The 25,524-nt window shown below is 63.8% G+C and carries 23 protein-coding genes; 6 read left to right on the top strand and 17 right to left on the bottom strand.

The features are described from left to right. Positions 1-2 precede the first annotated feature (2 nt). Positions 3-848, bottom strand: a complete 846-nt coding sequence (locus AC4QBL_RS07230; RefSeq protein ID WP_472901292.1) for an ABC transporter substrate-binding protein — start codon at positions 846-848, stop codon at positions 3-5. Between the two features lie 1,126 nt (positions 849-1,974). Between AC4QBL_RS07230 and istA the strand changes: the two genes are divergently transcribed. The 3 genes from istA to AC4QBL_RS07215 are packed head-to-tail and all read left to right on the top strand — an operon-like array spanning position 1,975 to position 4,452. Beyond that, positions 1,975-3,486, top strand: coding sequence for an IS21 family transposase (gene istA, locus AC4QBL_RS07225; RefSeq protein WP_472906279.1), 1,512 nt, complete (start codon positions 1,975-1,977; stop codon positions 3,484-3,486). After that, positions 3,473-4,237, top strand: coding sequence for an IS21-like element helper ATPase IstB (gene istB / locus AC4QBL_RS07220; RefSeq protein WP_472906280.1), 765 nt, complete (start codon positions 3,473-3,475; stop codon positions 4,235-4,237). Before istA ends, istB begins: the two co-directional genes overlap by 14 nt. Continuing rightward, positions 4,234-4,452 (top strand): hypothetical protein, encoded by a 219-nt coding sequence (locus AC4QBL_RS07215; protein ID WP_472901141.1) that lies wholly within the window; start codon positions 4,234-4,236, stop codon positions 4,450-4,452. The genes istB and AC4QBL_RS07215 overlap by 4 nt, the downstream gene beginning before the upstream one ends. Before the next feature lie 223 nt (positions 4,453-4,675). Here AC4QBL_RS07215 and AC4QBL_RS07210 read toward each other — a convergent pair whose 3' ends face one another. The 6 genes from AC4QBL_RS07210 to mltG form a co-directional block, all read right to left on the bottom strand. Continuing rightward, positions 4,676-5,356, bottom strand: coding sequence for an ankyrin repeat domain-containing protein (locus tag AC4QBL_RS07210; RefSeq protein ID WP_472901291.1), 681 nt, complete (start codon positions 5,354-5,356; stop codon positions 4,676-4,678). Between the two features lie 5 nt (positions 5,357-5,361). Beyond that, positions 5,362-6,177: a TatD family hydrolase gene (locus tag AC4QBL_RS07205; RefSeq protein ID WP_472906281.1), complete on the bottom strand. Its 816-nt coding sequence runs from the start codon at positions 6,175-6,177 to the stop codon at positions 5,362-5,364. 67 nt (positions 6,178-6,244) lie between these two features. Continuing rightward, complete coding sequence (locus tag AC4QBL_RS07200) at positions 6,245-6,616, bottom strand: PilZ domain-containing protein (protein WP_472901289.1); 372 nt, start codon at positions 6,614-6,616, stop codon at positions 6,245-6,247. A gap of 99 nt (positions 6,617-6,715) precedes the next feature. Then, positions 6,716-7,768: a DNA polymerase III delta subunit-related protein gene (locus AC4QBL_RS07195; protein ID WP_472906282.1), complete on the bottom strand. Its 1,053-nt coding sequence runs from the start codon at positions 7,766-7,768 to the stop codon at positions 6,716-6,718. Beyond that, a complete protein-coding gene (gene tmk, locus AC4QBL_RS07190) occupies positions 7,765-8,424 on the bottom strand; it encodes a dTMP kinase (RefSeq protein ID WP_472901287.1) in 660 nt (219 codons plus the stop codon). Before tmk ends, AC4QBL_RS07195 begins: the two co-directional genes overlap by 4 nt. Before the next feature lie 36 nt (positions 8,425-8,460). Continuing rightward, on the bottom strand, positions 8,461-9,465 hold the full coding sequence (mltG, locus tag AC4QBL_RS07185; RefSeq protein ID WP_472901299.1) for an endolytic transglycosylase MltG: 1,005 nt from the start codon (positions 9,463-9,465) through the stop codon (positions 8,461-8,463). 114 nt (positions 9,466-9,579) lie between these two features. On the opposite strand from mltG, the gene ygfZ reads away from it, so the two are divergent. Together ygfZ and AC4QBL_RS07175 are read left to right on the top strand one after the other, a co-directional pair. Continuing rightward, positions 9,580-10,533, top strand: a complete 954-nt coding sequence (ygfZ, locus tag AC4QBL_RS07180; RefSeq protein ID WP_472901286.1) for a CAF17-like 4Fe-4S cluster assembly/insertion protein YgfZ — start codon at positions 9,580-9,582, stop codon at positions 10,531-10,533. A gap of 23 nt (positions 10,534-10,556) precedes the next feature. Beyond that, positions 10,557-11,435 carry an NRDE family protein gene (locus AC4QBL_RS07175; RefSeq protein WP_472901285.1) on the top strand — a complete coding sequence of 293 codons (879 nt, stop codon included), beginning with the start codon at positions 10,557-10,559 and terminating at the stop codon, positions 11,433-11,435. A gap of 27 nt (positions 11,436-11,462) precedes the next feature. Here AC4QBL_RS07175 and AC4QBL_RS07170 read toward each other — a convergent pair whose 3' ends face one another. From AC4QBL_RS07170 to AC4QBL_RS07160, 3 genes are all read right to left on the bottom strand, one after another. After that, positions 11,463-13,748 (bottom strand): O-antigen ligase family protein, encoded by a 2,286-nt coding sequence (locus AC4QBL_RS07170; protein WP_472901284.1) that lies wholly within the window; start codon positions 13,746-13,748, stop codon positions 11,463-11,465. Between the two features lie 154 nt (positions 13,749-13,902). After that, on the bottom strand, positions 13,903-14,769 hold the full coding sequence (locus AC4QBL_RS07165) for a YbgC/FadM family acyl-CoA thioesterase (RefSeq protein ID WP_472901283.1): 867 nt from the start codon (positions 14,767-14,769) through the stop codon (positions 13,903-13,905). After that, entirely contained in the window at positions 14,770-15,753 is a 984-nt protein-coding gene (locus tag AC4QBL_RS07160) for an alpha/beta hydrolase (RefSeq protein ID WP_472901282.1), read from the bottom strand. It lies immediately after the preceding gene. A gap of 117 nt (positions 15,754-15,870) precedes the next feature. Between AC4QBL_RS07160 and gbd the strand changes: the two genes are divergently transcribed. Continuing rightward, a complete protein-coding gene (gbd, locus tag AC4QBL_RS07155; RefSeq protein WP_472901281.1) occupies positions 15,871-17,007 on the top strand; it encodes a 4-hydroxybutyrate dehydrogenase in 1,137 nt (378 codons plus the stop codon). 55 nt (positions 17,008-17,062) lie between these two features. On the opposite strand, the gene trhO is transcribed toward gbd, so the two are convergent. The 7 genes from trhO to AC4QBL_RS07120 form a co-directional block, all read right to left on the bottom strand. Further along, the gene (gene trhO / locus AC4QBL_RS07150) at positions 17,063-18,016 is read right to left on the bottom strand and encodes an oxygen-dependent tRNA uridine(34) hydroxylase TrhO (RefSeq protein ID WP_472906283.1); all 954 of its coding nucleotides are present in this window, start codon (positions 18,014-18,016) and stop codon (positions 17,063-17,065) included. Positions 18,017-18,115: 99 nt separating this feature from the next. Beyond that, positions 18,116-19,222, bottom strand: coding sequence for a patatin-like phospholipase family protein (locus AC4QBL_RS07145; protein ID WP_472906284.1), 1,107 nt, complete (start codon positions 19,220-19,222; stop codon positions 18,116-18,118). A 40-nt stretch (positions 19,223-19,262) separates the two neighbouring features. Further along, on the bottom strand, positions 19,263-20,096 hold the full coding sequence (locus AC4QBL_RS07140; RefSeq protein WP_472901278.1) for an HDOD domain-containing protein: 834 nt from the start codon (positions 20,094-20,096) through the stop codon (positions 19,263-19,265). 106 nt (positions 20,097-20,202) lie between these two features. Then, a complete protein-coding gene (locus AC4QBL_RS07135; RefSeq protein ID WP_472906285.1) occupies positions 20,203-21,030 on the bottom strand; it encodes an HDOD domain-containing protein in 828 nt (275 codons plus the stop codon). Between the two features lie 181 nt (positions 21,031-21,211). Continuing rightward, a complete protein-coding gene (locus tag AC4QBL_RS07130) occupies positions 21,212-23,620 on the bottom strand; it encodes a Tex family protein (RefSeq protein ID WP_472906286.1) in 2,409 nt (802 codons plus the stop codon). A 391-nt stretch (positions 23,621-24,011) separates the two neighbouring features. Continuing rightward, positions 24,012-24,605, bottom strand: a complete 594-nt coding sequence (locus AC4QBL_RS07125; RefSeq protein WP_472901275.1) for an HD domain-containing protein — start codon at positions 24,603-24,605, stop codon at positions 24,012-24,014. Further along, the gene (locus AC4QBL_RS07120) at positions 24,602-25,510 is read right to left on the bottom strand and encodes an SDR family oxidoreductase (RefSeq protein WP_472901274.1); all 909 of its coding nucleotides are present in this window, start codon (positions 25,508-25,510) and stop codon (positions 24,602-24,604) included. Before AC4QBL_RS07120 ends, AC4QBL_RS07125 begins: the two co-directional genes overlap by 4 nt. Between the last annotated feature and the right edge of the window lie 14 nt (positions 25,511-25,524).

Raw genomic sequence — 25,524 nt, 5'->3', positions numbered from 1 at the left:
CGTTATTCGCCGTAAACGTCGAAGTCGAAATACTTCTTGCTGACGGTTTCGTAAACACCGTTCGCACGAATGGCCTTGATAGCGCCGTTGAGTTCATCACGCAGCGCGGTTTCACCCTGGCGCAGAGCGATGCCCACGCCGTAACCGTAGTACTTCACGTCGTTCAGCACAGGGCCGACAAAGCCGTAACCCTGACCTTCAGGCTTGCTCAAGAAACCGCCGGTGACCTCGACAGAGTCGGCCACGGTACCGTCCAGACGGCCCGATTTGATATCCAGATAGACCTGATCTTGGGCTTCATAAGGAACCACTTTAACGCCGGCGGGCTTCAGGTCACCCATCGCGTATTTCTCTTGGGTGGACCCCTTGAGCACACCAATGTTCTTGCCCTTGAGGGAGCTCAGATCCGTAAACGGTGTGTCTGCCTTGACAACGATACGGCTGGGGGTGTTGTAGTACTTGTCGGTAAAGTCCACCACTTTTTTGCGGTCGTCGGTGATCGACATGGAACTGACGATCACGTCGTATTTCTTGGCCTGCAGGCCAGGGATCATGCTGTCCCACACCTGTTCTACGTACACGCATTTGCGCTTGATTTCGTTGCAAAGTGCCTCTGCGATGTCCACGTCAAAACCAGTGGGTTTGCCGTCAGCGGTTTTGAAGGTGAAGGGCTCATAGGTGGGATCAATGGCGACTTTCAACTCGGGCAGCTCAGCAGGCGCCGGAGCTGCCGCTGGAGCGGCTGCTGTCTCGGGCGCTGGGGCGGCCGGTGCAGGAGTTTCTGTTTTTCCACAGCCCACCAAGACTGCCGCACCAACAAGACTTAGGGACAAAAACAGGTTCTTCATGAGAGTCCTTCAATAAGTGTGAATTGTGTGATCTGCCAAATTGGTTGTTGGCAAGGCTTGTAATTGTAGGCTGGGGCAGACCAATTTCTGGCGTGCACCTTGCTGGTGTTTCCCCGCATGGGTGGTGGGTCTAACGCTCTGGTACGCAATATTCACACCCACTAGGCTTCTGAATATTTAACTATACATAATATACATCGTAGAATTAAAGAGTAATACCAAGCGGCCGCGCTGTTGGTTCCATATTGCCAAGGAAATCACTGAGAAGCTCATCCCGATGAGAACCCAGTGTTAGCGGCGCTCTAAACCCGCGTAAATCTGGTGTCGGCAAGCAGTCGGTGGCGGTCATCCGCGGCAGTCAGCTGACTGCTTTGAATTTCCTTTGAATCGAAGGGTGCCCGTTGCACAGGGCACAGACGTGTCCTGAGCGTGCCTGCTTTGGCCATGGCGAGCGGGCTTGAGCCAGCGCAGGGGTATGGCGCAGCGCTGGTGTTTTGCGTTACATATCGCCTACCTGTGTAAGAAGCAGGCGCGACAGTGACAGTCACTTTCCGGTAAACCCACTGTCGCGCCCCGAGACCCACCGCTTTGGAGGGCGCCGTTGCCGCTGTCAGTATTCACGAAGCGGGCGTGGCTGTCCAGCAGCGTGGGCCCACGCATGGGAATGGACCGCCCATGCCCACTGCCCAACACGCACCACCACAGCCGCCGTCACCACCGCCCAGACGTTTTCTGTGCGCCCTGTGTCGCAGCCCTGTGCTCATCTGCAGCCACTGCGACCGCGGCCAGCGCTACTGCAGCGCAGTCTGCTCACTCCAGGCCAGAAGTTGCGCCCAGCGCGCCGCTGCCAAACGCTACCAGGACAGCCGCAAGGGCCGCCACGCTCACGCCACACGCCAGGGGCAATGGCGCGCGCGCCAACAAATAGTGACGCATCAGGGTGGCCCACCACCGCCCTGCGCTGATGTACTCCCATCCAGCGACGCAACCGCTCTGAATCCAGACGCAAGCCAGCGCTGCAAGTGCCAGTTTTGCGGCCGTTCGGTCTCGGCTTTTGTGCGTCAGGACTTTCTGCGATGCCGCTTTCGCCATCCATCCCAACCTTCCGTATGGAGTACCGACTCACATGGCCATTTCACCTGAACTCAAGGCGCAGATCCTGCGCTACCACCACGCCGAGCGCTGGCCGGTGGGAACCATCTCGTCCCAGCTGGGCGTGCACCGCGAGACCGTCATGCGCGTGCTCACCCAGGCCGGCGCGGCCCCAATCGTGCCCGCACAACGCACTTCGGGCGTGACCCCCTACCTGCCCTTTATCCAGGAGACCTTGAAGCAGTTCCCCAACCTCACGGCCAGCCGGCTGCACACCATGGCCGCCGAGCGCGGTTACGAGGGGCGCCCCGACCACTTTCGCCACATCGTCGCCCGCCACCGTCCGCGCCCCCCAGCACAGGCCTACTTGCGCCTGCGCACCTTGCCCGGTGAACAGGGGCAATGCGACTGGGGCCACTTCGGCCACATCCAGATCGGGCAAGCCCGCCGACCCTTGATGGCCTTCGTGATGGTCCTTTCCTGGTCCAGACGCATCTTCCTGCGCTTCTTCCTGGGCGCGCACATGGAGAGCTTCCTGCGCGGGCACGTCCAGGCCTTTGAATCCTGGCACAGCGTTCCCAGGGTCGTCTTGTACGACAACCTCAAGAGCGCGGTGCTCGAACGCAAGGGGCAGGCCATCCGCTTCAATCCCACGCTGCTGGCACTCTCGGCGCACTACCGTTTCGAGGCCAGGCCCGTGGCCCCGGCCCGGGGCAATGAGAAGGGGCGCGTGGAGCGGGCCATCCGCTATATCCGCACCGCCTTCTTTGAGGGACGCAGCTTCACCGATATCGACGATCTCAATGCCCAGGCCGATGCCTGGGTGGCTGGTCCTGCCAGCGCTCGGCGCTGCCCCGAGGACTCCCAGCTGTCGGTGCAGCAGGCCTTTGACCAAGAGCGCTCGCACCTGATGGACATCCCGGCCACACCGTTTTGTTGCGATGAGATCCGCGGCGTTACAGCGGCCAAGACACCCTACGTTCGGTTCGATCTGAACGACTATTCCATCCCCCACACCCACGTTCAGCGCAGCCTCACCGTGCACGCCAGCTTGCGTGAGGTGCGTATTCTGGACGGCCAGCAGGCGCTGGCCTCGCACCCGCGTTGCTGGGACAAGGCTCAGCAGATCGAGATCGAGGCCCATGTGCAGGACCTGGTGCAGCACAAGCGAGGCGCGCGAGCGCACCGCGACACGGACCGCCTGGTACACGCGCTTCCTCAGGTGCAGGATTTGCTGACAGAGGCGGCCAAGCGGGGTGAGCCGTTGGGGCGGATCGCCCGTGAGTTGCAGGAGCTCCTGGACGTGCATGGACGCACGCAGATGATGGCCGCCGTCACGGACGCCATGAGCCGCGGTGTGCCGCACCCCCATGCGGTTCGTCTGGCGCTTGAGCGCCAGCGTCAGAGCAAGAGCCAGCAGCAAACCCCGCCCCCGCTGGGCGTGGCCCTGTCTGCGCAGGTGCGCGCGCGCGACATCGCCGTGCGCCCCCACAGCCTGGACGGCTATGACCGCCTCACGCAGGAGGGTGACGATGCCAACAACTGATTCGGCCACACTCAAACTCCGAGCCCAGGCGCTGCAACTACACGGGGTGCTGTCCCACTGGGATACCTGCTGCACAGAGCCCTGGGTGGGCACGTTGCTGGAATGGGAGGAGCACGAGAGAAGTCGCCGCTCCATGGAGCGCCGGCTGCACAGTGCGCGCATCGGGCGCTTCAAACCCCTGGTGGATTACGACTGGAGCTGGCCCGAGCAGATTGACCAGGCCAGCGTGAGCGAGCTGATGACGCTGCAGTTTCTGCACAGTGCCAGCAATGCCATCCTGGTGGGCCCTTCTGGCGTGGGCAAGACAACCATTGCCCAGAACATTGCACATCAGGCGGTGCTGCAAGGGCACACCGTCATGTTCACCACCGCCGGCAAGCTGCTGGGCGAGTTGGCCAGCCTGGACAGCGATTCGGCACTGCGTACAAGACTGCGCCACTACGCCAGACCCGCGCTGCTGGTCATTGATGAGGTCGGGTATCTGTCGTATTCCAGCCGGTATGCCGATCTGCTGTTCGAGTTGATCAGCCGGCGCCACGAGCACAAGAGCACGCTGATCACCACGAACAAGTCCTTTGCCGAGTGGGGCGAAGTGTTCCCCAACGCGGCCTGCGTGGTCGCCCTCGTGGACCGCCTAGTTCACCACGCCGAAATTGTTGGCATCAAGGGCAACTCGTACCGGCACAAGGAGGCGCAAGAACATGCCCGGGCGCGCACGGTAAAGCGCAAGCCTTCAAAGGAGACCGTATGAAACCGTGGCATCCGCCTTCAGGACTGCGCCAAGGGCTGCCATTCGCGGTGGACGACACCTGGACACCGGAACAAGCCATGGCGGTGATGGAGTTGCTCGATGATCTGCGCGATCGCGTCTGGACCCATTACGGAGGGGTCATCCAGGATCTGCTGCGTGCGCAGCGCGTGACCACTGATTCACTGGAAGACTTTGACACGGACTTGCCGTTCTGAGCGCCAACGAGTCTCCCGCGCCAACAACAAGGGCCCCTGACGGGGCCCTTGTTGTTGGCACGCTCAGCACCGAAAACCGCACCCAGAATCGGCCACCAAAAATGAACGCCGGATTACGTCACCAAATTCCGCCACCACTTACCGCCGCCAAATTTACGCGGGTTTAGACCGCCGCTAACACCCAGACTTGCTGGCGAACGCTTGCCTAAGATGGCAGGCGGCTTTACCAACGACCCGCGGGTTGTTGGCTGCGGACAAAGGCAGCGATGATGCCCGCTGCCTCAGCGCGACCGGCGCGCTGTGCAAAGTCGATGGCAGTCAAACCCTTTTCATTTTTCACCGAGCTGTCTGCGCCTTCTTCCAGGAGCAGTTTGACAACCGCTGGATTGCCGTAATGGGCAGCCATCATCAAGGGCGTGGTGCGGTTTGGGGACTCGGCATCTATGTACGCGTGGTGTTCAAGCAGCAGCCGAACCATGGCGATGCTGCCGGTCGCTTCATTAGACGCGGCGTAATGCAGCGGTGTCCAGCCGGGCTTGTTCACCTCGGCGCGGCGTTCGATCAAGCGTTTGGCTTGGGCCAGGTGACCTTTCAACGCTGCAATCATGAGTGGGCTCTCGCCTTGTGGATTGCGAGCCTCAACATCCACATTGGGCTGGGTGAGCAGAAAGTCCGCAACCTTGAGTGAGCCCTCGCGCAAGGCCAGCGTCAAGGCATGTTCGCTCTTCTCGTTGCGCGTGTTCAGGTCGAAACCGCGAAGCGTGAGTTCAATGACTTTGGACTCGTTGTCTTGTTGAACCGCTCGGAAATAGTCGTTGAATGAGCTGGCGAGCACCGTGCCAGAAACCACCATTAACAGAGCGAAAACAATACTCTTCGCCGATTTCTTAAAGTAATTTGTCATCGAATTCAACCCACGCTGCGGTTGAACAAGGCGTCAAAGTTGCGGCTGGTGATGTGGGCCACCTCTTCAACCGAAAGACCTTTGATCTCAGCAATTTGTTTGGCCACGAACGGCACGTAGGCGGGTGTGTTGGTTTTTCCGCGGTAGGGAACGGGCGCCAGATAAGGGCTGTCGGTTTCGATCAGGATGCGGTCCAGGGGCACAAAGGCCGCCACTTCGCGCAAGTCGGCAGCGTTGCGGAACGTGAGAATGCCAGAGAAAGAAATATAGAAATCGAGGTCCAGCGCTGCCCGCGCCACGGCCTCAGTTTCGGTGAAGCAATGAAAGACACCACGAGAACGCGCCTGCCCTGCCTGCGGATCGGCGGCAATGCCGAAGCCGCCCTCTTCTCGCAAGATCGCCAAGGTGTCGTCTGATGCACTGCGGGTGTGGATGACGAGCGGCAGATCGGTGATGCGCCCGGCCCTAATGTGGGTTCGATAGCGTTCGCGTTGCCAGGCCATGTCGGCCACGGTACGGCCATTCAATCGGTAGTAGTCCAGCCCGGTTTCACCGATACCCACCACTTTGGGCCGCTTGGCGCGGGACAGCAGGTCGTCCAGCGTCGGCTCTTGGACCCCTTCGTTGTCGGGGTGCACGCCCACGGTGGACCACAGGTTGGCGTTTTCTGTGGCCAGAGCATGCACGCCTTCAAACTCTTCCAGTGTGGTGCAAATGCACAGTGCCCGGTCAACCTGGGCTTGAGCCATGGCGGTCAAGATGGCTGGAAGGTCTTCCCGAAGCTCGGGGAAATTGAGGTGGCAGTGGGAGTCGGTAAACATGCGAGGGGGCAATCAATGGGTTGCACGCTCAGGCTCGGCCTGGGGTGACGCAGCCTGCCCCGAGCGCTCAGATGGTTTGTGTGGGACGGTCCGAACCCAGGCTGGCGCCCAGAATTTCTTCGATTTTGACTTTCAGCATGCGCGATTTTTCGTCGGCAGGAAAGCGGATGCCCACGCCTTGCGTGCGGGAGCCAGAGGCTTTGGCTGGCGTGATCCACGCCACCTTGCCGGCAACTGGGTAGCGTTGCGGGTCGTCGGGCAGACTGAGCAAAACGTAGACGTCGTCGCCCAGGCGGTAGTCGCGGGAAGACGGGATAAAAATGCCACCGTCGGCAAACAGAGGGATGTAAGCCGCGTACAGCGCCGCCTTTTCCTTGATGGAAAGCTGGATGACGCTGGGACGTGCGGCGTTGGCCGATGGCGATGGGGCGGTGCTCATGAACGGCTAGTTTAGCGGCATTCGGTTGGCGTGTTGGTGTCCAAAGCACCGCACCGTGTGTGACTTTTTGCAGCCTTGGCCTGACGCCCCAGCGGCGCCTCAGCTTGCACTGCCGCCTGGGCTGAGCACTTGCCGGGTGCGCGCGGCCCAGGCTTCTTGCATCAAGCCGGCGTTGAAGGGGTGTTCTACCGTGCGCGCAGCGCCCATGAGTTCGCGCGACCATGTGGCCAGCAGGGCCCAGCGCGGCGCTTTGGGCAGCGTGCTGGCGGGGAAAAATCGGGGGGTAGCGCCGGAGGCCGAGGCCATCAGGTCGTGACACAGCTTTTGCAACACGGCCAACTGGCGGGCTGCGGGCCAGTCGGCCAGCAAGGACCAGTCGCCACGGGCCAAGGCTTGTGGCAGCTGGGTCCACGCCTGCGCGTTGAGGCCGCTGCGCGCCCAGTCGAGCGCATCGGCGGGGCGCCCACCCGCGGCTTGCAGCCACACCTGGGCCTGTTCGAGCGTGGGCGCTTCTGCGCCTGGCTTACCCAGCGTGCTCACCTGCGCTTGGAGCCAGTGCAACGCTTCTTCGGGCGCAGGCCACACCATGGCATGCCCCTGGCAGCGGCTGCGTATGGTGGGCAGCAGCTGGTGGGCGGCCTCGGTGGCGAGCACAAAACGCACTTCACCCACCGGCTCTTCAAGCGTTTTGAGCAAGGTGTTGGCCGCCTCCACATTCATGCGCTCAGCCGGGTACACCAAGATCACTTTGGTGCTGCCACGCGAGCGGGTGAACTGCGTGAAGCTCACGGCGTCGCGTGCCGCTTCCACCCGGATCAGCTTGCTGGCTTTGCGTTTCTTGTCGTCGATGTCTTTTTGCGAGACTTCGTCCAGGGGCCAGCCGAGCTCCAGGCTCAGCGTCTCGGGCATCAACACGCACAGGTCGGCGTGGGTGCGCACATCAATGGCATGGCAGCTGCCACAGTGACCACAGGCGCCCTGCTCTGTGGGTTGCTCACACAGCCAGGTGCGGGCCAGGGCCAGCGCCAGTTCGTACTGGCCCAGCCCTGAGGGGCCAGACAGCAACAAGGCGTGGCCGCGTTGGGCGAGCAGGCTGTGCAGTTGTTGCTGCAACCAGGGTGCCAGCGTTGGGGTAGGCAGACTGGTGCTCATGGCTGGACCTGTGGGCTGAGCCAGCCGCGCTGCACCACCGCCTGGTGCACGTTGCGCCAGACCGCGTCAACAGGCTGGTTGGCTGCAATGCGGGCAAAGCGGTTGGGTTGTTCGGCCAGGCGCTGGGCGTAGCCCGCGGCCACGCGGGTGAAGAAGGCAACGGGTTGGGATTCAAAGCGGTCTGGCACCCGGGCTGAAGCCAGGCGCTGCGCCGCCACATCGGGAGGCAGGTCAAACCAAACGGTCAGGTCGGGCTGTCGGAGCTGGCCGGGCTGTTCGGGCCGGGTTTGCACCCAAGTTTCCAGCTGGCGCAACACGCCCACGTCAAAACCGCGGCCGTAACCCTGGTAGGCAAAGGTCGCATCGGTAAAGCGGTCACACAGGACAACGTCCCCCCGTGCCAGCGCGGGTTCGATCACTTGTTGCAGGTGGTCGCGCCGGGCGGCAAACATCAGCAAGGCTTCGCACAGCGGGTCCATGGCGTCGTTCAGCACCAGGGCCCGAAGCTTTTCTGCCAGCGGCGTGCCGCCGGGCTCCCGGGTCAACGTGACTTGGCGACCCTGTGCGCGAAAGGCGTCCGCCAAGCCTGCGATGTGGGTGGATTTGCCCGCGCCGTCAATACCTTCAAAGCTGATGAAAAGACCGGGCTGTGCCATGGAGATGAATGGAATGTGGGGCCGCAAAAGGGCCGTTTAACGACCCAGGATGTAGCGCCGCACCGCCGCATTGTGCTCTTCCAGCGTGGCGCTGAAATAGCTGGCGCCATCGCCACGGGCCACAAAATACATGGCCTTGGTCGACGCCGGTTGCACAGCGGCCAGCAGCGAGTTGCGACCGGGCATGGCAATGGGCGTGGGCGGCAGGCCCGCGCGGGTGTAGGTGTTGTAGGGGGTATCGGTTTGCAAGTCTGAGCGCCGAATGTTGCCGTCGAAGCGCTCGCCCAACCCGTAGATCACGCTGGGATCGGTCTGTAGCCGCATGCCGATGCGCAACCGGTTGCTGAACACGCCCGCCACCATGGCGCGGTCGCTTTCAAGACCGGTTTCTTTTTCAACGATGCTGGCCAGAATCAGGGCCTCATAGGGCGAGCGCAGTGGACTGTCGGGCGCGCGCTGGGCCCAGACTGCGTTCACCTGTTGTTCCATGGCTTGGGCGGCCTGGCGAAGCACGGCTGAAGCGGGCGTGTGCTTCACCATGCGGTAGGTGTCCGGGAAAAACTGCCCTTCGGGGTGGCGCCCAGGGTAGCCAATGCGGGCCATCAGGTCGGCCATGCTCAGCCCGTCAATGTCTTGCGTCAGGTCGGGTGAGCTGCGCACCGCTTGCAACACCTGGCGGATGTTCCACCCCTCTAGCAGGGTGAGGCTGCGCAGGGCCTGTTCACCACGCACCAGTTTGGAAAGCAGGCTGGCCGGCGTGGTGCCCGGGGCCAGTTCGTAGCTGCCTGCCTTGATCTTGCGCGAATCGCCCGAGAGCCGAAACCAGGCGTACAACAGCGCAGAAGGCGTCTGCACACCCGCTTTCACCAGGGTGTCGGCCACAGCGCGTGCCGACGTACCGGGTGCAATGGTCACTTCCAGCGGTGCCTCGGCGCTCACGGCATCGGGCATTTGCAAGGGGCGCTGCAGCCACCAAGCTGCGGCTGCGGCCGCACCCAGCCCCAGAATGACCAGGGCAAGCAGCAGTTTCAGCAGGCGTATCACAGCGGGTTGGGCGTCTGGAAAAAGAGTGGGGACAAGCGCGCCTGTGGGCGCGCTTCCATGGGCGGGTGATCATAATCGAGCGATCCGAATCCATCGAAAGCAGACACCGACATGAGCCATGCCACCGCCTTGGACCCCGCGTTTGACCCCACCCGTCTTCAGGGCGCTGCTCCCCTGCCCCATTGGGGTGTGATTCGTGCCCAGGGCGCCGATGCTGCCAAGTTTTTACACGGTCAGCTCACCCAGGACTTTTCGCTGCTGGGGCTGTCCGAAGCCCGCTTTGCGGCTTTTTGTTCAGCGAAAGGGCGCATGCAGGCCAGTTTTGTGGCCTTCAAACGCAGCCATGACGACATCTTGCTGGTGTGCAGCCGCGACCTGCTACCCGCCACACTCAAACGTTTGTCCATGTTTGTGCTGCGCGCCCAGGTCAAGCTGAGCGACGCCAGCGACGCCTTTGCCCTGTGGGGTGTGGCGGGAGCGGCGCCCTCAAACCTTCCAGAAAAACCATGGAGCACCACCGCAACTGCCGATGGCGCCCAATGGGTGCGCCTGTACCCGGCTGCTGGTGTGGCGCGTGCCCTGTGGGTGGCGCCGGTGGTGGACGGCGTGGCGCCTCAGCCCGAAGCGCCCCTGTTGGACACCGCGCACTGGGCGTGGCTGGACGTGATGGGTGGTGTGGCCACCCTCACCCAACCCATCGTGGAAGCCTTTGTGCCGCAGATGCTGAATTACGAGTCGGTCGGCGGCGTGAACTTCAAGAAGGGCTGCTACCCGGGCCAGGAGGTGGTGGCGCGCAGCCAGTTCCGGGGCACGCTGAAGCGCCGGGCCTACCTGGTGCAAGCCAATGCACCCCTGGCAGTGGGGCAAGAGGTGTTTCACGACAGCGACGCCGAGCAACCCTGTGGCACCGTGGCAGCTGCAGCGCCCTGCCCGGCTGGTGGCTGGCACGCGCTGGTGTCGATGCAAACCCGTGCCGCAGAGGGTGGCGCGCTGCATGTGGGCAGCGCGCAAGGACCTGCGCTGACCGTGCTGCCCCTGCCCTACCCGTTGCTCGACGACATTTGACCCGCCCCTGACCGAGCGCCCCCATGTGCCTGATCGCCTTTGCGATTGATGCCCACGCAGCCTGCCCGCTGTTGATTGCGGCCAACCGAGACGAGTTTTTCGATCGTCCGACTGCGGGCCTGCACCGCTGGACACTGCCCTCGGGGACCGACGTGGTGGCTGGGCGCGACCTTCGCGACGGCGGAACCTGGTTGGGTGTGAGCACCGGCGGGCGTGTGGCCATGTTGACCAATGTGCGGGATGGCCAGCCTGGGTCTGGCCGGCGCAGCCGGGGTGAACTGCCCACGCGCTGGCTTGCTGGCGACCTAGACTTGCATGGACTGCAAGCCGGCATAGCCCCCGCCGACTATGGCGGCTTCAACTTGGTGGTGGGCGATCTGCACCAGGGCCATTGGGCCTGGCTGGGCAACCGCCACCCGGCACGCCCGCATGAACCCGATGCAAGCCAGCTGTATACCCAACGCCTCCAACCAGGTGTCTACGGCTTGTCCAACGCCACACTGAGCACCCCTTGGCCCAAGACGCAGCGGCTCACGCAGGCGCTCGAAGCGTCGCTTGACCACGCAGCGCAGCCCTCGACTGGCGCCCTTTGGTGGGCTGACCTGCAACAGGCCTTGCTGGATGACCAGCTGGCAGCAGATGGCGATTTGCCGCGCACCGGAGTAGACGTGGACCTGGAGCGGCAGTTGTCCAGCCCGTTTGTGCGCATGCCCGAGCGTGGCTACGGCACGCGCAGCAGCCTGGTGGTGCGCGTCCAGCCGCAAGCGCAAGCGCAACCGCTGGGATACTGGCAGGTCAGCCTGGACGAATGGACCCACGCACAGGCCCCGACAGCGCCCGGTGCGGTCCACACCGCGGGCGCTGCGCCGCCGGTGCACCGCAGCGAAACCCTGGTGTGGTAACCACGTCGCCCATCGCCGGCCCCTGACTTATGGGCTGGCGGCAGGCTTTTGCTGCAATTGGGGCCACAAGCCTTGCGGGATCATGTTGAGCGTGTTTTGCTGCTGGCCGGGCGGCGTGGCGTCCATGGCTGAGCGGAAATAGTCCATCGCCTTGCCAATGTCGCCCTTGCCCACCCAGGCGTTGCCCAGCTTGGCATCACCATCCAGCTTGCTGCCCGGCCAGCCTTGGTTGCGCAGCTCGATCGCCCGGATGGCCAGGTCCCAGTCTTGCGCGCGCATGGCCAGCACATAACCGGTGTTGACCATGTCGTAGTCGAACTTGCCTGCGGTGATGTCTTCACGCGCCATCGCCAGCGCCTGGGGCTCGTTGCCATTGCGGCTGAGCAAGATCACCTCCAGCGAGCGCACCGACAAGGCCTTGGGCTGCAGCACCTTGGCGCGCTCCAGCATGGCCATGGCTTGGTCGGGCTGGCCCATCTGGGCGTAGCCGCGCGCCACGTTGCTCATGATGGCGGTGACGTAAGGGCGCGAGCCCAGCACCGATTCCCAGATCCACACCGCATTTTTCCAGTCGCCCCATTTGGCCAGCTCGTCGGCCACCATGGGGGTGATCTTGCGGTAGTGGGGGTTGATGTCGATCCCTTCCTTGATCATGCGCAGCATGTCTTCGCGGGGCTTGATCCATTTCGGGTTGTTGAAGTCGCCCGACCGGCTCACCGAGAGCGCAATCTTGGTGGCGTTGACGATCAGGCGCTCGCTGGCCACCGCCTGCTGGGTGATGTAAGCCGCCAAAGCCAGGCAACCCAGGGTGGCGATGGCACCCGCCTGAGAAAAAGCCGGTTTCCAGGACAGTCGGGCGGCGGCCGTCCAGCCACGCTGCGCCAGGCGCGCGTCAGACGCCGCCAGAATACCCAGGCACACGGCAAACAAGGCGCCGGTGCTGGCCATGCGCCAAGGGAAACCCGCGTTGCTGACAATCAAAAAGGCCATCAGCGCGGCCAGTGTGCTGCCACGCAACATGCCCTCGGTCTGAGCGTCTTCGCCTTTGAGCGTTAGGGTGCGCCAGGCAGCGCGGGCCAGATAGCCCAGCAAGCCGAGCAAAAACAACCAGCCTGCCAGCCCGTATTCGGCCAGCAACTGCAGTATCTCGTTGTGCACGTAGTAGTCGGTTTCAAGCTGTGCACCTTCGTTCTGGTAGAGCGGCAGATCCACTTCCCAGGCGCCAGCACCCACGCCGCTCAGGGGGCGCTGCGCAATGATGCGGCCCGTGGCTTGCCACATGACCATGCGGATCGAGATCGAACCGGATTCGTACTCTTTTTGCTCTGCCATCGTCAGCGCCCGCGCGAAAGCGCGCTCCAACGCGTTGTTCCCCACGTTTTCGGCCACCATTTTGGGGTTGCCGGTGCTGATCAGCCCCAAACCCAACACCGTGGCAACCAGCACGCCACCGGCCAGAATACGCCGGCCTGCGTCCCAGCTAGACATGGCCAGGTGCTGGCGGTAGCGCCACAGCAGCACGGGGGTCACCAGCAGCAGAGCCACGAAGGCCAGCAAGGCCGAGCGGGTGCCCGTCATGAACATCGCAACCAGGTTGAAACCCAGGGAAAACGCCAAAAGCGCCACCGTGGCGCTGTTGCGTGCGCGGGTCAGCAGATAGACCGAAAACGGCAGCGTGCACACCACAAATTCGGCAAAGAAGTTGCGGTTGACAAAGGTGGAGGCTGGATTGGGGCCTTGGGGGAAAAACGTGAAATCGACCCAAAACTGCAGGGCCGTCCAGAGGGATGCAAAAAAAGCACCCGCATGGATGCCCCAGGCCAGGGTGGGCAGGCGCTCGCGGTCCAGCGTGTTCAGGCCCAGCCAGAGCAGGATGGAAAAAATGAACCACCGGATGGCTTCGACCCCGCCGAGGTAGGTGTGTGACCAGGCCATGCTGCCCAGGGCATAGGCCATGAGCAACAGCGGCAGCCAGACCACGGCGTGCCAGCGCAGCGCCTGGTTGCGGTTGCGCTGGTTCCAGAAAAAGAACAGGGCCGCGCCCAGCGCAGCAAACGACACGATGATGGATTTCAGCGTGTCCTGAATCATTTCCTCATTGGGCACGCCCAACGCCGGCGCCAAAAACATCATGAGCGCCAGGATGGCCACCGTCCAGTCGCCCTGGGAGGCCTCGCCAGGCAGGGTTAGCGCACCCACCGGACTGGGCACGCGTGCGGCGGGCGCTGCACTGGGCGCTGGCGCACTGGCTGGACGGTGGGTGGAGGTGCTGGCGCCCGGGACGGGCGGCGCATTGCGCTTTTTCTTGGCCATGGAACTGCTGCGGTCTGGGTGTGTGGCGGGGTGGACGATCCACTGCGCACGCGGTACCGGCTCATGGGCGCCTGCAGAGCGGCCGAGTCAGTACCAAAGTTCGCTATTGTCGCTTGACCCAGAGGGCGGCACCGCTCACGCGGTCCAGGGGGAGTCAGAGTTTCGTGAACATCTCCACATGGTCGATCCCGGCCTCTACAAAAGGCGCTCCCCGCTGCTGGTAACCCAGGCGGCTGTAAAAACCCTCGGCGCTGCGCTGGGCGTGCAGCACCACCTCATCCGCGCCCTGCGCTCGGGCTGCGTTCATCAGTGCGTGGAGCACGTCGCGCCCCAGGTAGCCGCCGCGCAGCACCCGGTTCACCGCCATCCGGCCCACCTTCACCTTGCCCGCCTGGCCCTCCAGGTAGCGCCCGGTGGCCACCGGCACACCCAGGCGGTTGTAGGCCACGGCGTGTACCGCGGTGGCGTCGGCCGCGTCCCATTCCAGTTCTTTGGGAATGCGTTGCTCGTGCACAAACACCTCTGTGCGGATGCGCTGCGCGTCGGGCCCCAGCGTGCTCCAGGGCCCCACCTGCACCGTGCTCATGGCTTCGCCGGCCTCGAAACCCAGCATGATCTCGCGCAAGGCAGGCGGCACCGGCTTCGACTTCTGGGTGGCCGGGTCGGCAAATACATACACAATTTCGCCCGTGATCAGGTGCTCGTCACCCCGGAAAATGGCGCCCGTGAAGGTCAAGGACGACGTGCCGATGCGGCTGCATTGCATGGCCACCTCAATCTGGTCGTCCACCCGCGCCGAAGCGTGGAATTCGACCGTGGCTTTCACCACATACAAGTCGCCTTCCAGCGCGTCCATGGTGGGCTGGTACGGCAGGCACAGCGCTCGCCAGTAATCGGATATGGCGGTGTCGAAATACATCAGGTAGTGGGCGTTGAACACGATCTTCTGCATGTCCACCTCGGCCCAGCGCACGCGCATGCGGTGAAAAAAACGAAAGTCAGAGCGTTTCAAAGTGGTCATTCAGGTGTCTCCAAAGGCGTGACGCAGCGCGCGCGCAGCGTCGTTGTGGGCGGTCAGCGCCTGCGGGATGGCGCGGCCGAAATTGATGAAACCATGCACCACGCCGGCGTAAATCTCCAGGTCCACCGGCACACCGGCCATGCGCAGGCGGTCGGCGTACAGCAGGCCCTCGTCGGTGAGCGGGTCGCATTCGGCCAGGCCCACCCAGGCGGGTGCCACGCCGTCCAGATCGATCACCTGGCCGGTGCCGTCCACGCCGTCCAGCGGGGCAAAGCGCCAGTCGTCGCGGTCGGCCGGGCTGCGCAGGTAATGGTTAAAAAAGTAGGTGATGTGCGGCTCTTCAAGCAAAAAGCCTTTGGCAAAGGTGTGGTGCGAAGGCGTGTTCTGGTGACCGGCGCAGCCGGGGTAATACAGCAACTGCAGCGCCAGTGGCCAGCCGGCATCGCGCGCGGCAATGGCGGTCACCGCCGCCAACGTGCCGCCCGCGCTGTCGCCACCCACGGCGATGCGCGAACCGTCCAGCTGCAGTGCAGCGGCGTTGTCGCGCAACCAGGCCAGGCTGTCCCAGGTGTCTTCCACGGCGGTAGGAAATTTCCATTCGGGCGCCAGCCGGTAGTCCAGCGACACCACCGCGCAGCGGCCCAGGTGGGCCAAGTGGCGGCACAGCCTTTCGTGGGTGGCCACACTGCCCACCGTGAAACCACCGCCATGCAGGTAAAGCAGCACCGGCAGCGGGTGCTCGGCTTGCGGCGCAAACAGGCGCGCGTGCAGCTCAAAACCATCGCGGGCCGGAAGCTTCAGGTCCTCCACCCGAGCCAGTTTGTGGGGCGCTATGTCGAGCACGGTGGCGCCCGCTTCGTACGACAGTTTGGCTTGCGCCGGCGTGAGCGCATGCATGGGTGGGTGTCCGGCGCGGGCCATGCGGTCGAGCAGCCCACGCATCAGCGGCGTGAGCAGAGCGCGGGGGTTCTTGTGGTGCGACATGGGTGCGCATTGTGGCTGTCTTTTGCGGGACCGGCCGTCGCGCGGGCGGCATTGGCATTGGGCGAGCGCAGCCGTATAGTTTTGCTTTGTTTTATCCCATCACCACACGAGACGCGCATGGCCCAAATTCTGTATGTGACCAACATCCTGATCGAGTTCGGCGCCCTGGCGCAACTGCAGGCCGAATGCAAGCGGGTGGGCATCACCCGCCCGCTCATCGTCACCGACGCTGGCGTGCGTGTAGCGGGCTTGCTGGAAAAAGCGCGGGCTGCCTTGCCCGGTGTGCCACTGGCGGTGTTTGATGAAACACCGTCCAACCCCAACGAAGCGGCGGTGCGTGCGGCGGTGGCGGTGTACCAGCGAGAAGGCTGCGACGGCTTGATAGCGCTGGGCGGCGGCAGCTCCATCGACTGCGCCAAGGGCGTGGCCATTGCCGCCACCCACGAAGGCCCGCTGAAGACCTACGCCACCATTGAGGGCGGCTCGCCCAAAATCACCGACCGCGTGCCCCCCCTGATTGCGGTACCCACCACCGCCGGCACCGGCAGCGAAGTGGCGCGCGGCGCCATTGTGATCGTGGACGATGGCCGCAAGCTCGGCTTTCACAGCTGGCACCTGGTGCCCAAAACCGCCCTGCTCGACCCGGAACTCACCTTGGGCCTGCCGCCCATGCTCACCGCGGCCACCGGCATGGACGCCATTGCCCACTGCATGGAAACCTTCATGGCTCCCGCCTTCAACCCGCCGGCAGACGGCATTGCGCTGGACGGCCTTGAGCGCGGCTGGGCGCACATTGAGCGCGCCACCCACGACGGGCAAGACCGCGAAGCGCGCCTGAACATGATGAGCGCCAGCATGCAAGGCGCCATGGCGTTTCAAAAGGGGCTGGGTTGCGTGCACTCGCTCAGCCACAGCCTGGGCGGCGTGAATCCGCGCTTGCACCACGGCACCTTGAACGCGCTGTTTTTGCCGGCCGTGATTGCGTTCAACGCCGAAGCGGAGTCGATGCAGAAAGAGCGCCGCCTGGACCGCATGGCACATGCCATGGGCTTGCGCAGTGGGCGCGACATACCGCAAGCCATTCGCGACATGAATGCCCGCCTGGGTTTGCCCACCGGCTTGGCTGCGCTGCACGTGGAGCGGGCGTGGTTTGAAAAAATCATCACCGGCGCGCTGGCCGATCACTGCCACAAGACCAACCCCCGCACCGCCAGCGTGGCCGACTACCGCGAGATGCTGGAAGCGTCGATGTAAGCGGCCCTGGGCGCGTGAGCCGAGCGCGCGGCTTCAGGCCGTGTTCAGCGCTCGGTCAGTGCTCGTGATTGTGCAGGCGTGCGCCCACATGCACTTCACCACGCGCTTCGGCCAGCTCCACCTGGCGCTGGCGTTCTGCCAGGTGGGCTTTTTGTTCCGGGCTGCGCTTGTCGTGGCATTGCGGGCAGCTCACGCCTTTGACGTAAAGCGGTGACGCCTTGTCTTGCGCGCTGAGCGGCCAGCGGCACGAGCGGCACAGGCCATAGGGACCGGGCTGCAGGCCGTGGCCCACGCTCACGCGTTCGTCAAACACAAAACACTCACCTTCCCAGGTGCTCTCTTCGGCCGGCACTTCTTCGAGGTACTTCAGGATGCCGCCCTCCAGGTGGTACACCTCGTCAAAACCACGCATTTTCATCAGCGCGGTGGACTTCTCGCAGCGGATGCCGCCGGTGCAAAACATGGCGACCTTGGTCTTTTTGCCAACGCCGGCCTGCAGCGCAGGCTGGGCGTCCAGCCAAGCCGGCAGCTCGGTGAAGGTTTTGATGTTGGGATTGATGGCGCCCTTGAACGTGCCAATGACCACCTCGTAGTCGTTGCGGGTGTCGATCACCACCACGTCCGGGTCGGCCAGCAAGGCGTTCCAGTCTTGTGGCTTCACGTACTGGCCCACCGTTTTGTTGGGGTCCAGTTCGGGCACCCGCAGGGTGACGATTTCTTTTTTCAGCCGCACCTTCATGCGTAAAAAAGGTGGCTTGTCGGCCCAGGCTTCTTTGTGCTGCAGGCTGGCCAGGCGCGGGTCGGCGTGCAGGTGGGCCAGCACGGCGCGCACACCGGCCTCGGGCCCGGCAATGGTGCCGTTGATGCCTTCGCTGGCCAGCAGCAGCGTGCCCTTCACCTGGTGCGCCTCGCAGCAAGCCAGCAGGGGCTCGCGCAGGGCCACGTAGTCGGGCAGGTCCACAAACTTGTAGAGCGCGGCCGTCAGGTAGCGCGGGAGTGTTGCCTCCATGGGTGTGTCGGCAGAAAGGGAATTAGTCACAGAAGTCATAGGGGAATTATCCTCCGGTCGGCACGTTGTGGCGGCATGCATGGGCGCCCGTTTGATCCATCACAAAGCCTCGATGCGGGACAGGTCGGGCCGCTCCAGCCACTGTGCAAACTCATCGGCCAGCTGCTGGCTGGCAGCGGTGGCGGCCTGCCACACCTGCATGCGCGCGGCCAGGTCCTGCCCGTATCGGGTGAAGTCGCTCCGGTCGGGCAGTTTGCCGTTGGGCAGGGTTTTGACCCAGGCCGGGTCGGGCGCCAGCAACAGCATGTGGTCCAGCGCCGGGGTGGCGGGATGGCGGTGCTTCCACACCTTGTCCAGCCAGCCGGGCACCACCGATTGTTGAAAATGCGGATACAGCACGATGGGTGCTGTGGTGGGCGGCTGGTAACGCAGGTGCAGGTGGTAGTCGGTGATGCCGCCGTCCCAATAAGCCCCGGGTGGCGCGCCCGCAATGCCCTGAACCGCGCGCAGCACAAACGGAATGGAGCAACTTGCCTGCAAGGCGGCCATGAAGTTGTCGCTGCGCAGCGGCACCTGGCGGGTGCGAAAGTCGTCCGTGCCAAAGGGCAACGCCACCGCTTGCTTGCCAGGGGCGGCGGTGGATGAAAACACCACCCGCTCCAGCCAGGTCCCCAGCGCCTTGCGGTTCACCGCGTTGGCGGCAAAGGCTCCCAGGTAGCCCAGCGGCGTGCGCAGTGCGCCTTCTTGCGCCAACACATGGCGCCCGCGCGAAGTGACCAGGTGCAGATGAAAACGCGGGTGGTTCAGCACCTCGTCAATGCGCCCGCCATAAAACTGCTGCAAGCTGTGGCCAAACTGCTCGCTCACCTGCCGGGCGCTGGGCCGTTTTTCGCCCGGGCGCAGCGCGTAGTGCTGGGCGATGTAGTCGCGTTCCAGCCGTTCAAAGGCCGCCACCGACTCGTGCAGACAAGCCGTGGCCATGCGCCAGGCGCCGATGGACGCACCCACCAGGTGCACCCGCTGCTGGCTTTGCGGCAGCCACTGGCCAAAAATGAAGCGGTCCAGCGGACCCAGAATCAGCCCCTTGGGCCCGCCCGCGGCTGCGGGGATCACGCCCACGTCTTGCGGGCGCAGACCGTGCTGGGCGATGTGTTGGCGGGCCTTGGGACCTGCGTAAAGGCGAAGCGCTGGGTGTGCGAGAGACATAAGACCGCGATTGTCTCGCAGCCCGGGGGACCGGCGCGGTTTAGCCGGCTTCCGACGTCTCGGGTGTTTCTTTGTGGCGGGTCAGCGACGGAATTTCTTCGCCAATCACCGTGTCCGGGTCAATGCCCAGCACCAGGCCGATCGGGTCTGGGTAGGTGTTGATCAGACCCTGGCTGCCTATCGACATTTCTTCAGCACGGGCACGCCAAGACGCGATGTGGACCACGCCAGCGACGGGTTCGTACACATCGTTTTCAAAGGGCGCGGTCTGGTGTTCGATGGCGTTGATCATTTTCTTGGGGAAGCTCCACTCCCGTGCCAGCGCGGCACCCACCTCGGCGTAGCTGTAGCCAAACAGGCCTTTTTCAGCGCGGGCGCGCTTCAGGTCCAGCATGGGAATGCTGCGGTCCAGGTCGATCATGGCCTCGGGCATCGCCATGTGCATCATGAGCTCGCCAATGCCATGAACCAGGCCCGAGGTAAAGGCGGTGTTTTCGTCGACCTTGATGGGCAAGGCGATGTAGCGCGAAAGGTTGGCCGAGTTCAGGCTGTAGCGCCAGAACTGGTTCAGGTTGACGCTGCCCAGGCAATGAAAGCTGTCGCCCAGCGCGGCGCCAATCACCAGCGCGCGCACCTTGATGAGCCCCATCACCTGCATGGCATCGCGTGCGTTGGTCACCGAGCGGTTCAGACCAAAGAAGGCCGAGTTGGCCATCTTCAGGAGCTTGGCGGTAAGCACCGGATCGGACTCGATGTAGGCCGCCGCCTGCAGCATGTCGACCTCTTCCTGCTCAAAGGTCTCGATCAGCTTGCGGACCACCTTGGGTGCGGTCGGGAGTGCGTTGGGCTGTTTCAGGAGCTTGTCGAGGTGCATGGTGTGCCTGCCAATCGGTGGGGTCTGTCTCAGCGGATATGCGCTAAGTGTTATTTCGTCTCTGCGCCTCAAGACTTGAGACTTTTTAGCTCGTTGGTCGGTGAAGCTAATCGGTGAACGCGCTGATCGCCTGGCTGAACGACCATTCGGAGGGATCTTTACCCAGCACGCTGTCGAGATCGAGCCCGAGAGTCAGGCCCACCATGTCGGGGAACGTGGCCACCAGGCCGTTGTTGTCGAGCTGGATTTCTTCGGCCCGAGCGCGCCACGAAGCCAGGTGCAACACACCGCCCAATGGGTCGTAGGCGGCGCCTTCAAAAGGCTCAATCTGGTTGGCCAGTGCCGACACCATGGTGGTGGGAAACTGCCACTTTTCGATCATGCCGGCGCCCACGTCGGCATAGGTGTAGCCAAAAGCCGCTTTTTCAGCGGCGGCGCGCTGCAGGTCGAGCGGCGGCACGCGCATGTCGATCGGCCCTACTTCGTCGGGCATGGCAATGTGCATCACCAGGTCGCCAATGGCGTGGATCAGGCCGGCGGTGAAGGCGTTGCCTTCGTGCTGGCGCAGCAAGCCCGCCAGCGAGCGCGAGATTTCGGCCACGCGCAGGCTGTAGCGCCAAAACTGTTTCAGATCGACGCCAGGGACGTTTTTGAAACTCGCGCCCAGCGCAGCCGCCATGACCAGCGAGCGCACATGGGTCATGCCCAGCAGCGCTACCGCCTCATCAGCACTGCCGATCTTGCGGCTGACACGGAAAAAAGCCGAATTCGACAGCCGCAGCACGCGGGTGGTGAGCGCCGGGTCGCGGCCAATGAGCTCCCCCACCCGTTTCGGGCTGGGGTCTTCCATGTTCATTTCCCCCAGCAAGTCGGAGACGCTGCGCGGCATGGTGGGCAGCGCCCGGGGATAGTTCAGAAGGGCTTCGAGTTGCATGGGGCTGAAGTCCGTAGAGGTGGGTCGGATGTATTACCTGTTGGTATCGACCCAGACCGCCGCAACTTGAGCCCCTGCTGTCGCCCCCCAAGCCACCCTCCTGCACTGCGAAAAAGTGGGTCATCAAGCCGCTTAATGATGGCAGCAGGGTTTGCTGGGAATACCAACTGCAGGACGAGCTTCAGCGCTTGCCCTGCAGCTTGGCAAATGCCGACGCCATGGCCGACGGTGCGGCCTGTGCGGGGGCTTGCGCACCTCGGGGCCCCGAGCGAGGCCCCTGGCGCGCGGGCTCAAACCGGTTGTCCCGGGCGCCGCCGTCCCGGCCAGACGAGGCCGGTGCGTCGCCCAGCTTCATCGACAACCCGATGCGCTTGCGCGCCACGTCCACCTCCATCACCTTGACCTTGACGATGTCGCCGGTCTTGACGATTTCGCGGGCGTCGTTGACGAACTTGTGCGCCAACTGGCTCACATGCACCAGGCCGTCCTGGTGCACACCCAGGTCAATGAAGGCACCAAATTGCGCGACGTTGCTGACCGTTCCTTCCAGAATCATGCCCTCGCGTAGATCGCTGATGTCGTCCACGCCGTCGTTGAAGCGGGCCACCTGGAAGTCGGGGCGCGGGTCGCGGCCGGGTTTTTCCAGCTCGGTCAGGATGTCCTTGACCGTGATGACGCCGAATTTTTCATTGGCAAACAGCTCCGGGCGCAACGTTTTGAGCATGTCGGCCCGGCCCATGAGCGCTGCCACCGGCTGGCCGGTCTGCGCCATGATTTTTTCGACCACCGGGTAGGTTTCCGGGTGCACGCCGGTCATGTCCAGCGGGTTGTCGCCACCGCGAATGCGCAAAAAGCCCGCGCTCTGCTCAAAGGTTTTGGCGCCCAGGCCCGCCACGTCCAGCAACTGCTGGCGGCTTTTGAAGGCGCCGTTGGCCTCGCGCCAGCGCACCACCGCCTTGGCCACACTGCTTGATAGGCCCGACACCTTGGACAGCAGCGGCACGCTGGCCGTGTTCAGGTCCACGCCCACGCCGTTCACGCAGTCTTCCACCACCGCGTCCAGCGTGCGGGCCAGGTCGCTCTGGTTCACGTCGTGCTGGTACTGGCCCACGCCAATGCTCTTGGGGTCGATCTTCACCAGCTCGGCCAACGGGTCTTGCAACCGCCGGGCAATGCTGGCCGCACCACGCAGACTCACGTCCACGTCGGGCATTTCTTGAGAAGCAAATTCGCTGGCCGAATACACCGAAGCGCCCGCCTCGCTCACCACCACTTTTTGCATGCCGTGGCAGGGGTGACCGGGTTCGGTGCCTTTTTGCACCAGCTTGATCAGGTCGGCGGCCAGTTTGTCGGTTTCACGGCTCGCCGTGCCGTTGCCAATGGCGATCAGGTTCACGCCGTGCTTCTCACACAGCTTGGCCAGCGTGTGCAGCGAGCCCTCCCAATCGCGCCGGGGCTCGTGGGGGTACACGGTCGATGTGTCCACCAGCTTGCCGGTGGCGTCCACCACGGCCACCTTCACACCGGTGCGAATGCCCGGGTCCAGCCCCATCACCACACGCGGGCCGGCCGGTGCGGCCAGCAGCAGGTCGCGCAGGTTGTCGGCAAACACCTTGATCGCCACCGCCTCGGCGCTTTCGCGCAGGCGGGCAAACAGGTCGCGCTCGCTGGACAGGCTGAGCTTCACGCGCCAGGTCCAGGCCACGCATTTGCGCAGCAAATCGTCTGCCGCCCGGCCCTTGTGGCTCCAGCCCAGGTGCAGCGCAATGCGGCCTTCGGCCAGCGACACGGTGGGCGCGGACCGGCCGGTTGCCGTCAGCACCGGCTCGGGCTCGGGCAACACCAGCTTGGCGTCCAGCATTTCCAGCGAACGCCCACGAAACACCGCCAGCGCACGGTGCGAGGGCACGCGGGCAATGGGTTCGTCGTAGTCAAAATAGTCGCGAAACTTCGCCACATCGGGGTGGTTTTCATCCTTGCCGGCCACCAGCGTGCTTTTCAGCAGGCCTTCGGCCCAAAGCCATTCGCGCAGGTTTTGCAGCAGCGCGGCGTCTTCGGCCCAGCGCTCGCTCAAAATGTCGCGCACGCCGTCCAGCACCGCCTGCGGCGTCGAAAAGTCGGCGCCGGGCTTGCCGTCGTCCAGCACTTCGGCGGGCCTGGTGAACGCAGCGGCTTCGGCCAGCGGGTCCAGCGTCGGGTCGGCAAATAGCTTGTCGGCCAGCGGCTCAATGCCAAATTCCCGCGCAATCTGCCCTTTGGTGCGGCGCTTTTGCTTGAACGGCAGATACAGGTCTTCCAGTTCCTGCTTGGTCGGCGCGGCCGCAATGGCGGCGCGCAAAGCGTCGGTCAGCTTGCCCTGTTCGTCGATGCTTTTCAGCACCGTGCCACGGCGGTCTTCCAGCTCGCGCAGGTAAACCAGCCGGTGTTCCAGTTCCCGCAACTGGATGTCGTCCAGTCCGTCGGTGACCTCTTTGCGGTAACGGGCAATGAACGGCACGGTGGCGCCACTGTCCAGCAGCTCGACAGCGGCCTTGACCTGGTGAACGCCGACCCGAATTTCCTGCGCGATCTGCGCGATGATTTTTTGCATGTCCCTAGGGGCTCCAGCGGCCCGGTGTCATTCGAAGCGGGGGAGTTTGCCACATGGGCGGTGACCGATTTCGGTACGCTGATTGCGGAGCGTCGTCCATCACATGGGTGTTCCGCTCGCTCGGAATGGCTTGGGCTCATTTGGTGAAGCCCCTCGGTTCGCGTTCAATCTGCTCGATGCTCGCCATCCAGGAGTTCATTGTCCCGGCGCTTGCGGGGATGCGCGCCCTTACTGCGTGCGTTGCCCGGTGGGCGCGGGGCAGAACGCCTTTGTAACAATCAGCAACAAGGCAGAAGGCTGCGCACCGCTGTCGGTGCTGGCGCTGGCAGAGGGATTGGTCGACTTGGAGTCCCCATCACCGCCTTGAATGCGCCGCAGCGCGGGTGTTCGTTCAGCGCCCCTTAGCCGGCGGTTCCATGGCGGCCTTGTAGATGCTGTTGCGGGGTGTTGCCATCAGGCGCCTCAGCATGGGCTCGAAGTGGTCGAGCGGCAGGGCTTCCACGGCGGGGTCGAAGGCCCGGTTGTCGTACAGCTCGACGAATTCGGCCGTGCGGTCGTAGTGTGGGTGCGCCTTGAACTGGTCGCGCATGTGGCGGTCCAGCCCGATGTGGTGGAAGAAGTTGTAGCCCTGGAACACGCCGTGGTGCTGCACCATCCAGAGGTTTGCGTCGCTGACGAAGGGTTTAAGGATGGCGGCGGCGATGTCGGGGTGGTTGAAGCTGCCCAGCGTGTCGCCAATGTCGTGCAGCAGCGCGCACACCACGTATTCCTCGTCCCGTCCGTCCTGCAGCGCCAGCGTGGCGGTCTGGCGGGAATGGGTCAGTCGATCGACCGGAAATCCGCCAAAGTCGCCGTCGAGCAGACGCAGGTGGTCGAGGATGCGGTCAGGCAGCGACTTGGCCATCTTCATGGCCTCAGGGACGATGATTTGCCAGTCTTCCCTTGTGCTTTCTTCCATGCAGGTGAATTGGGCGCGAGCGTTCATGGGGTAGCCCTCAGCGCCTGGCGCAAGCCTTCGCCAATCTCCGGCCGTTCGGCAAACGGATCGGCCGGGTTGGTGCCGGCCACGATGGCGTCGAAACGCTGGCGGGCGTTGCCCAGTGCTTTGGGGTGGCTGTAGATGTAAAACTGGTCGGCGCGCATGGCGCTAAACACCATGTCGGCCACCTGGGCGGCGGTGATTTTGCCGGAGCTCACGGCTTTGTCGCTCATGGCCTGGCCGATCAGTTGGCTCTGGGTGGCTTGCTCATCGGCCAGCTCGGCGGGTTTGTTGCGGTGGCTCTGGCTGATGCCGGTGGGCACGAAATACGGGCACAACACGCTGGCGCTCACCTGGTCGCTCACCAGTTTCAGGTCTTGGTAGAGCGTTTCGGTCAGGCTCACCACGGCGTGTTTGCTCACGTTGTAAATGCCCATGTTGGGCGGTGTCAGCAGGCCCGCCATGCTGGCGGTGTTGACGATGTGGCCCCGATACGCCGGATCGGCCTTGGCAGCGGCCAGCATCATGGGGGTGAACAGGCGCACGCCGTGGATGACGCCCCACAGGTTCACGCCCAGCACCCATTCCCAGTCTTTCACCGAGTTTTCCCAGATCAGGCCGCCCGAGCCCACGCCGGCGTTGTTGAACACGAAGTGCGGCGCGCCAAAGCGCTGTTGCACCTCGGTGGCCAGAGCATCCATTTGCTCGGCGTTGGACACGTCGACCCGGCGCGCGAGCACCTGCGCGCCCGCGGCTTCCATCTCGGCCTGGGCTTTGTCCAGCGCGTCTTGCTGCACGTCCACCAGCACCAGGTTCATGCCCAGCCGGGCGCCGATGCGGGCACATTCAAGCCCGAAGCCCGAGCCGGCGCCAGTGAGTACCGCGGTTTTGCCTTTGAAGTCTTCAATCATGGGGTCTCCTGTGG

Source organism: Hydrogenophaga sp. L99, assembly GCF_058731905.1.
This window is presented reverse-complemented; position numbering and strand designations above follow the sequence as displayed.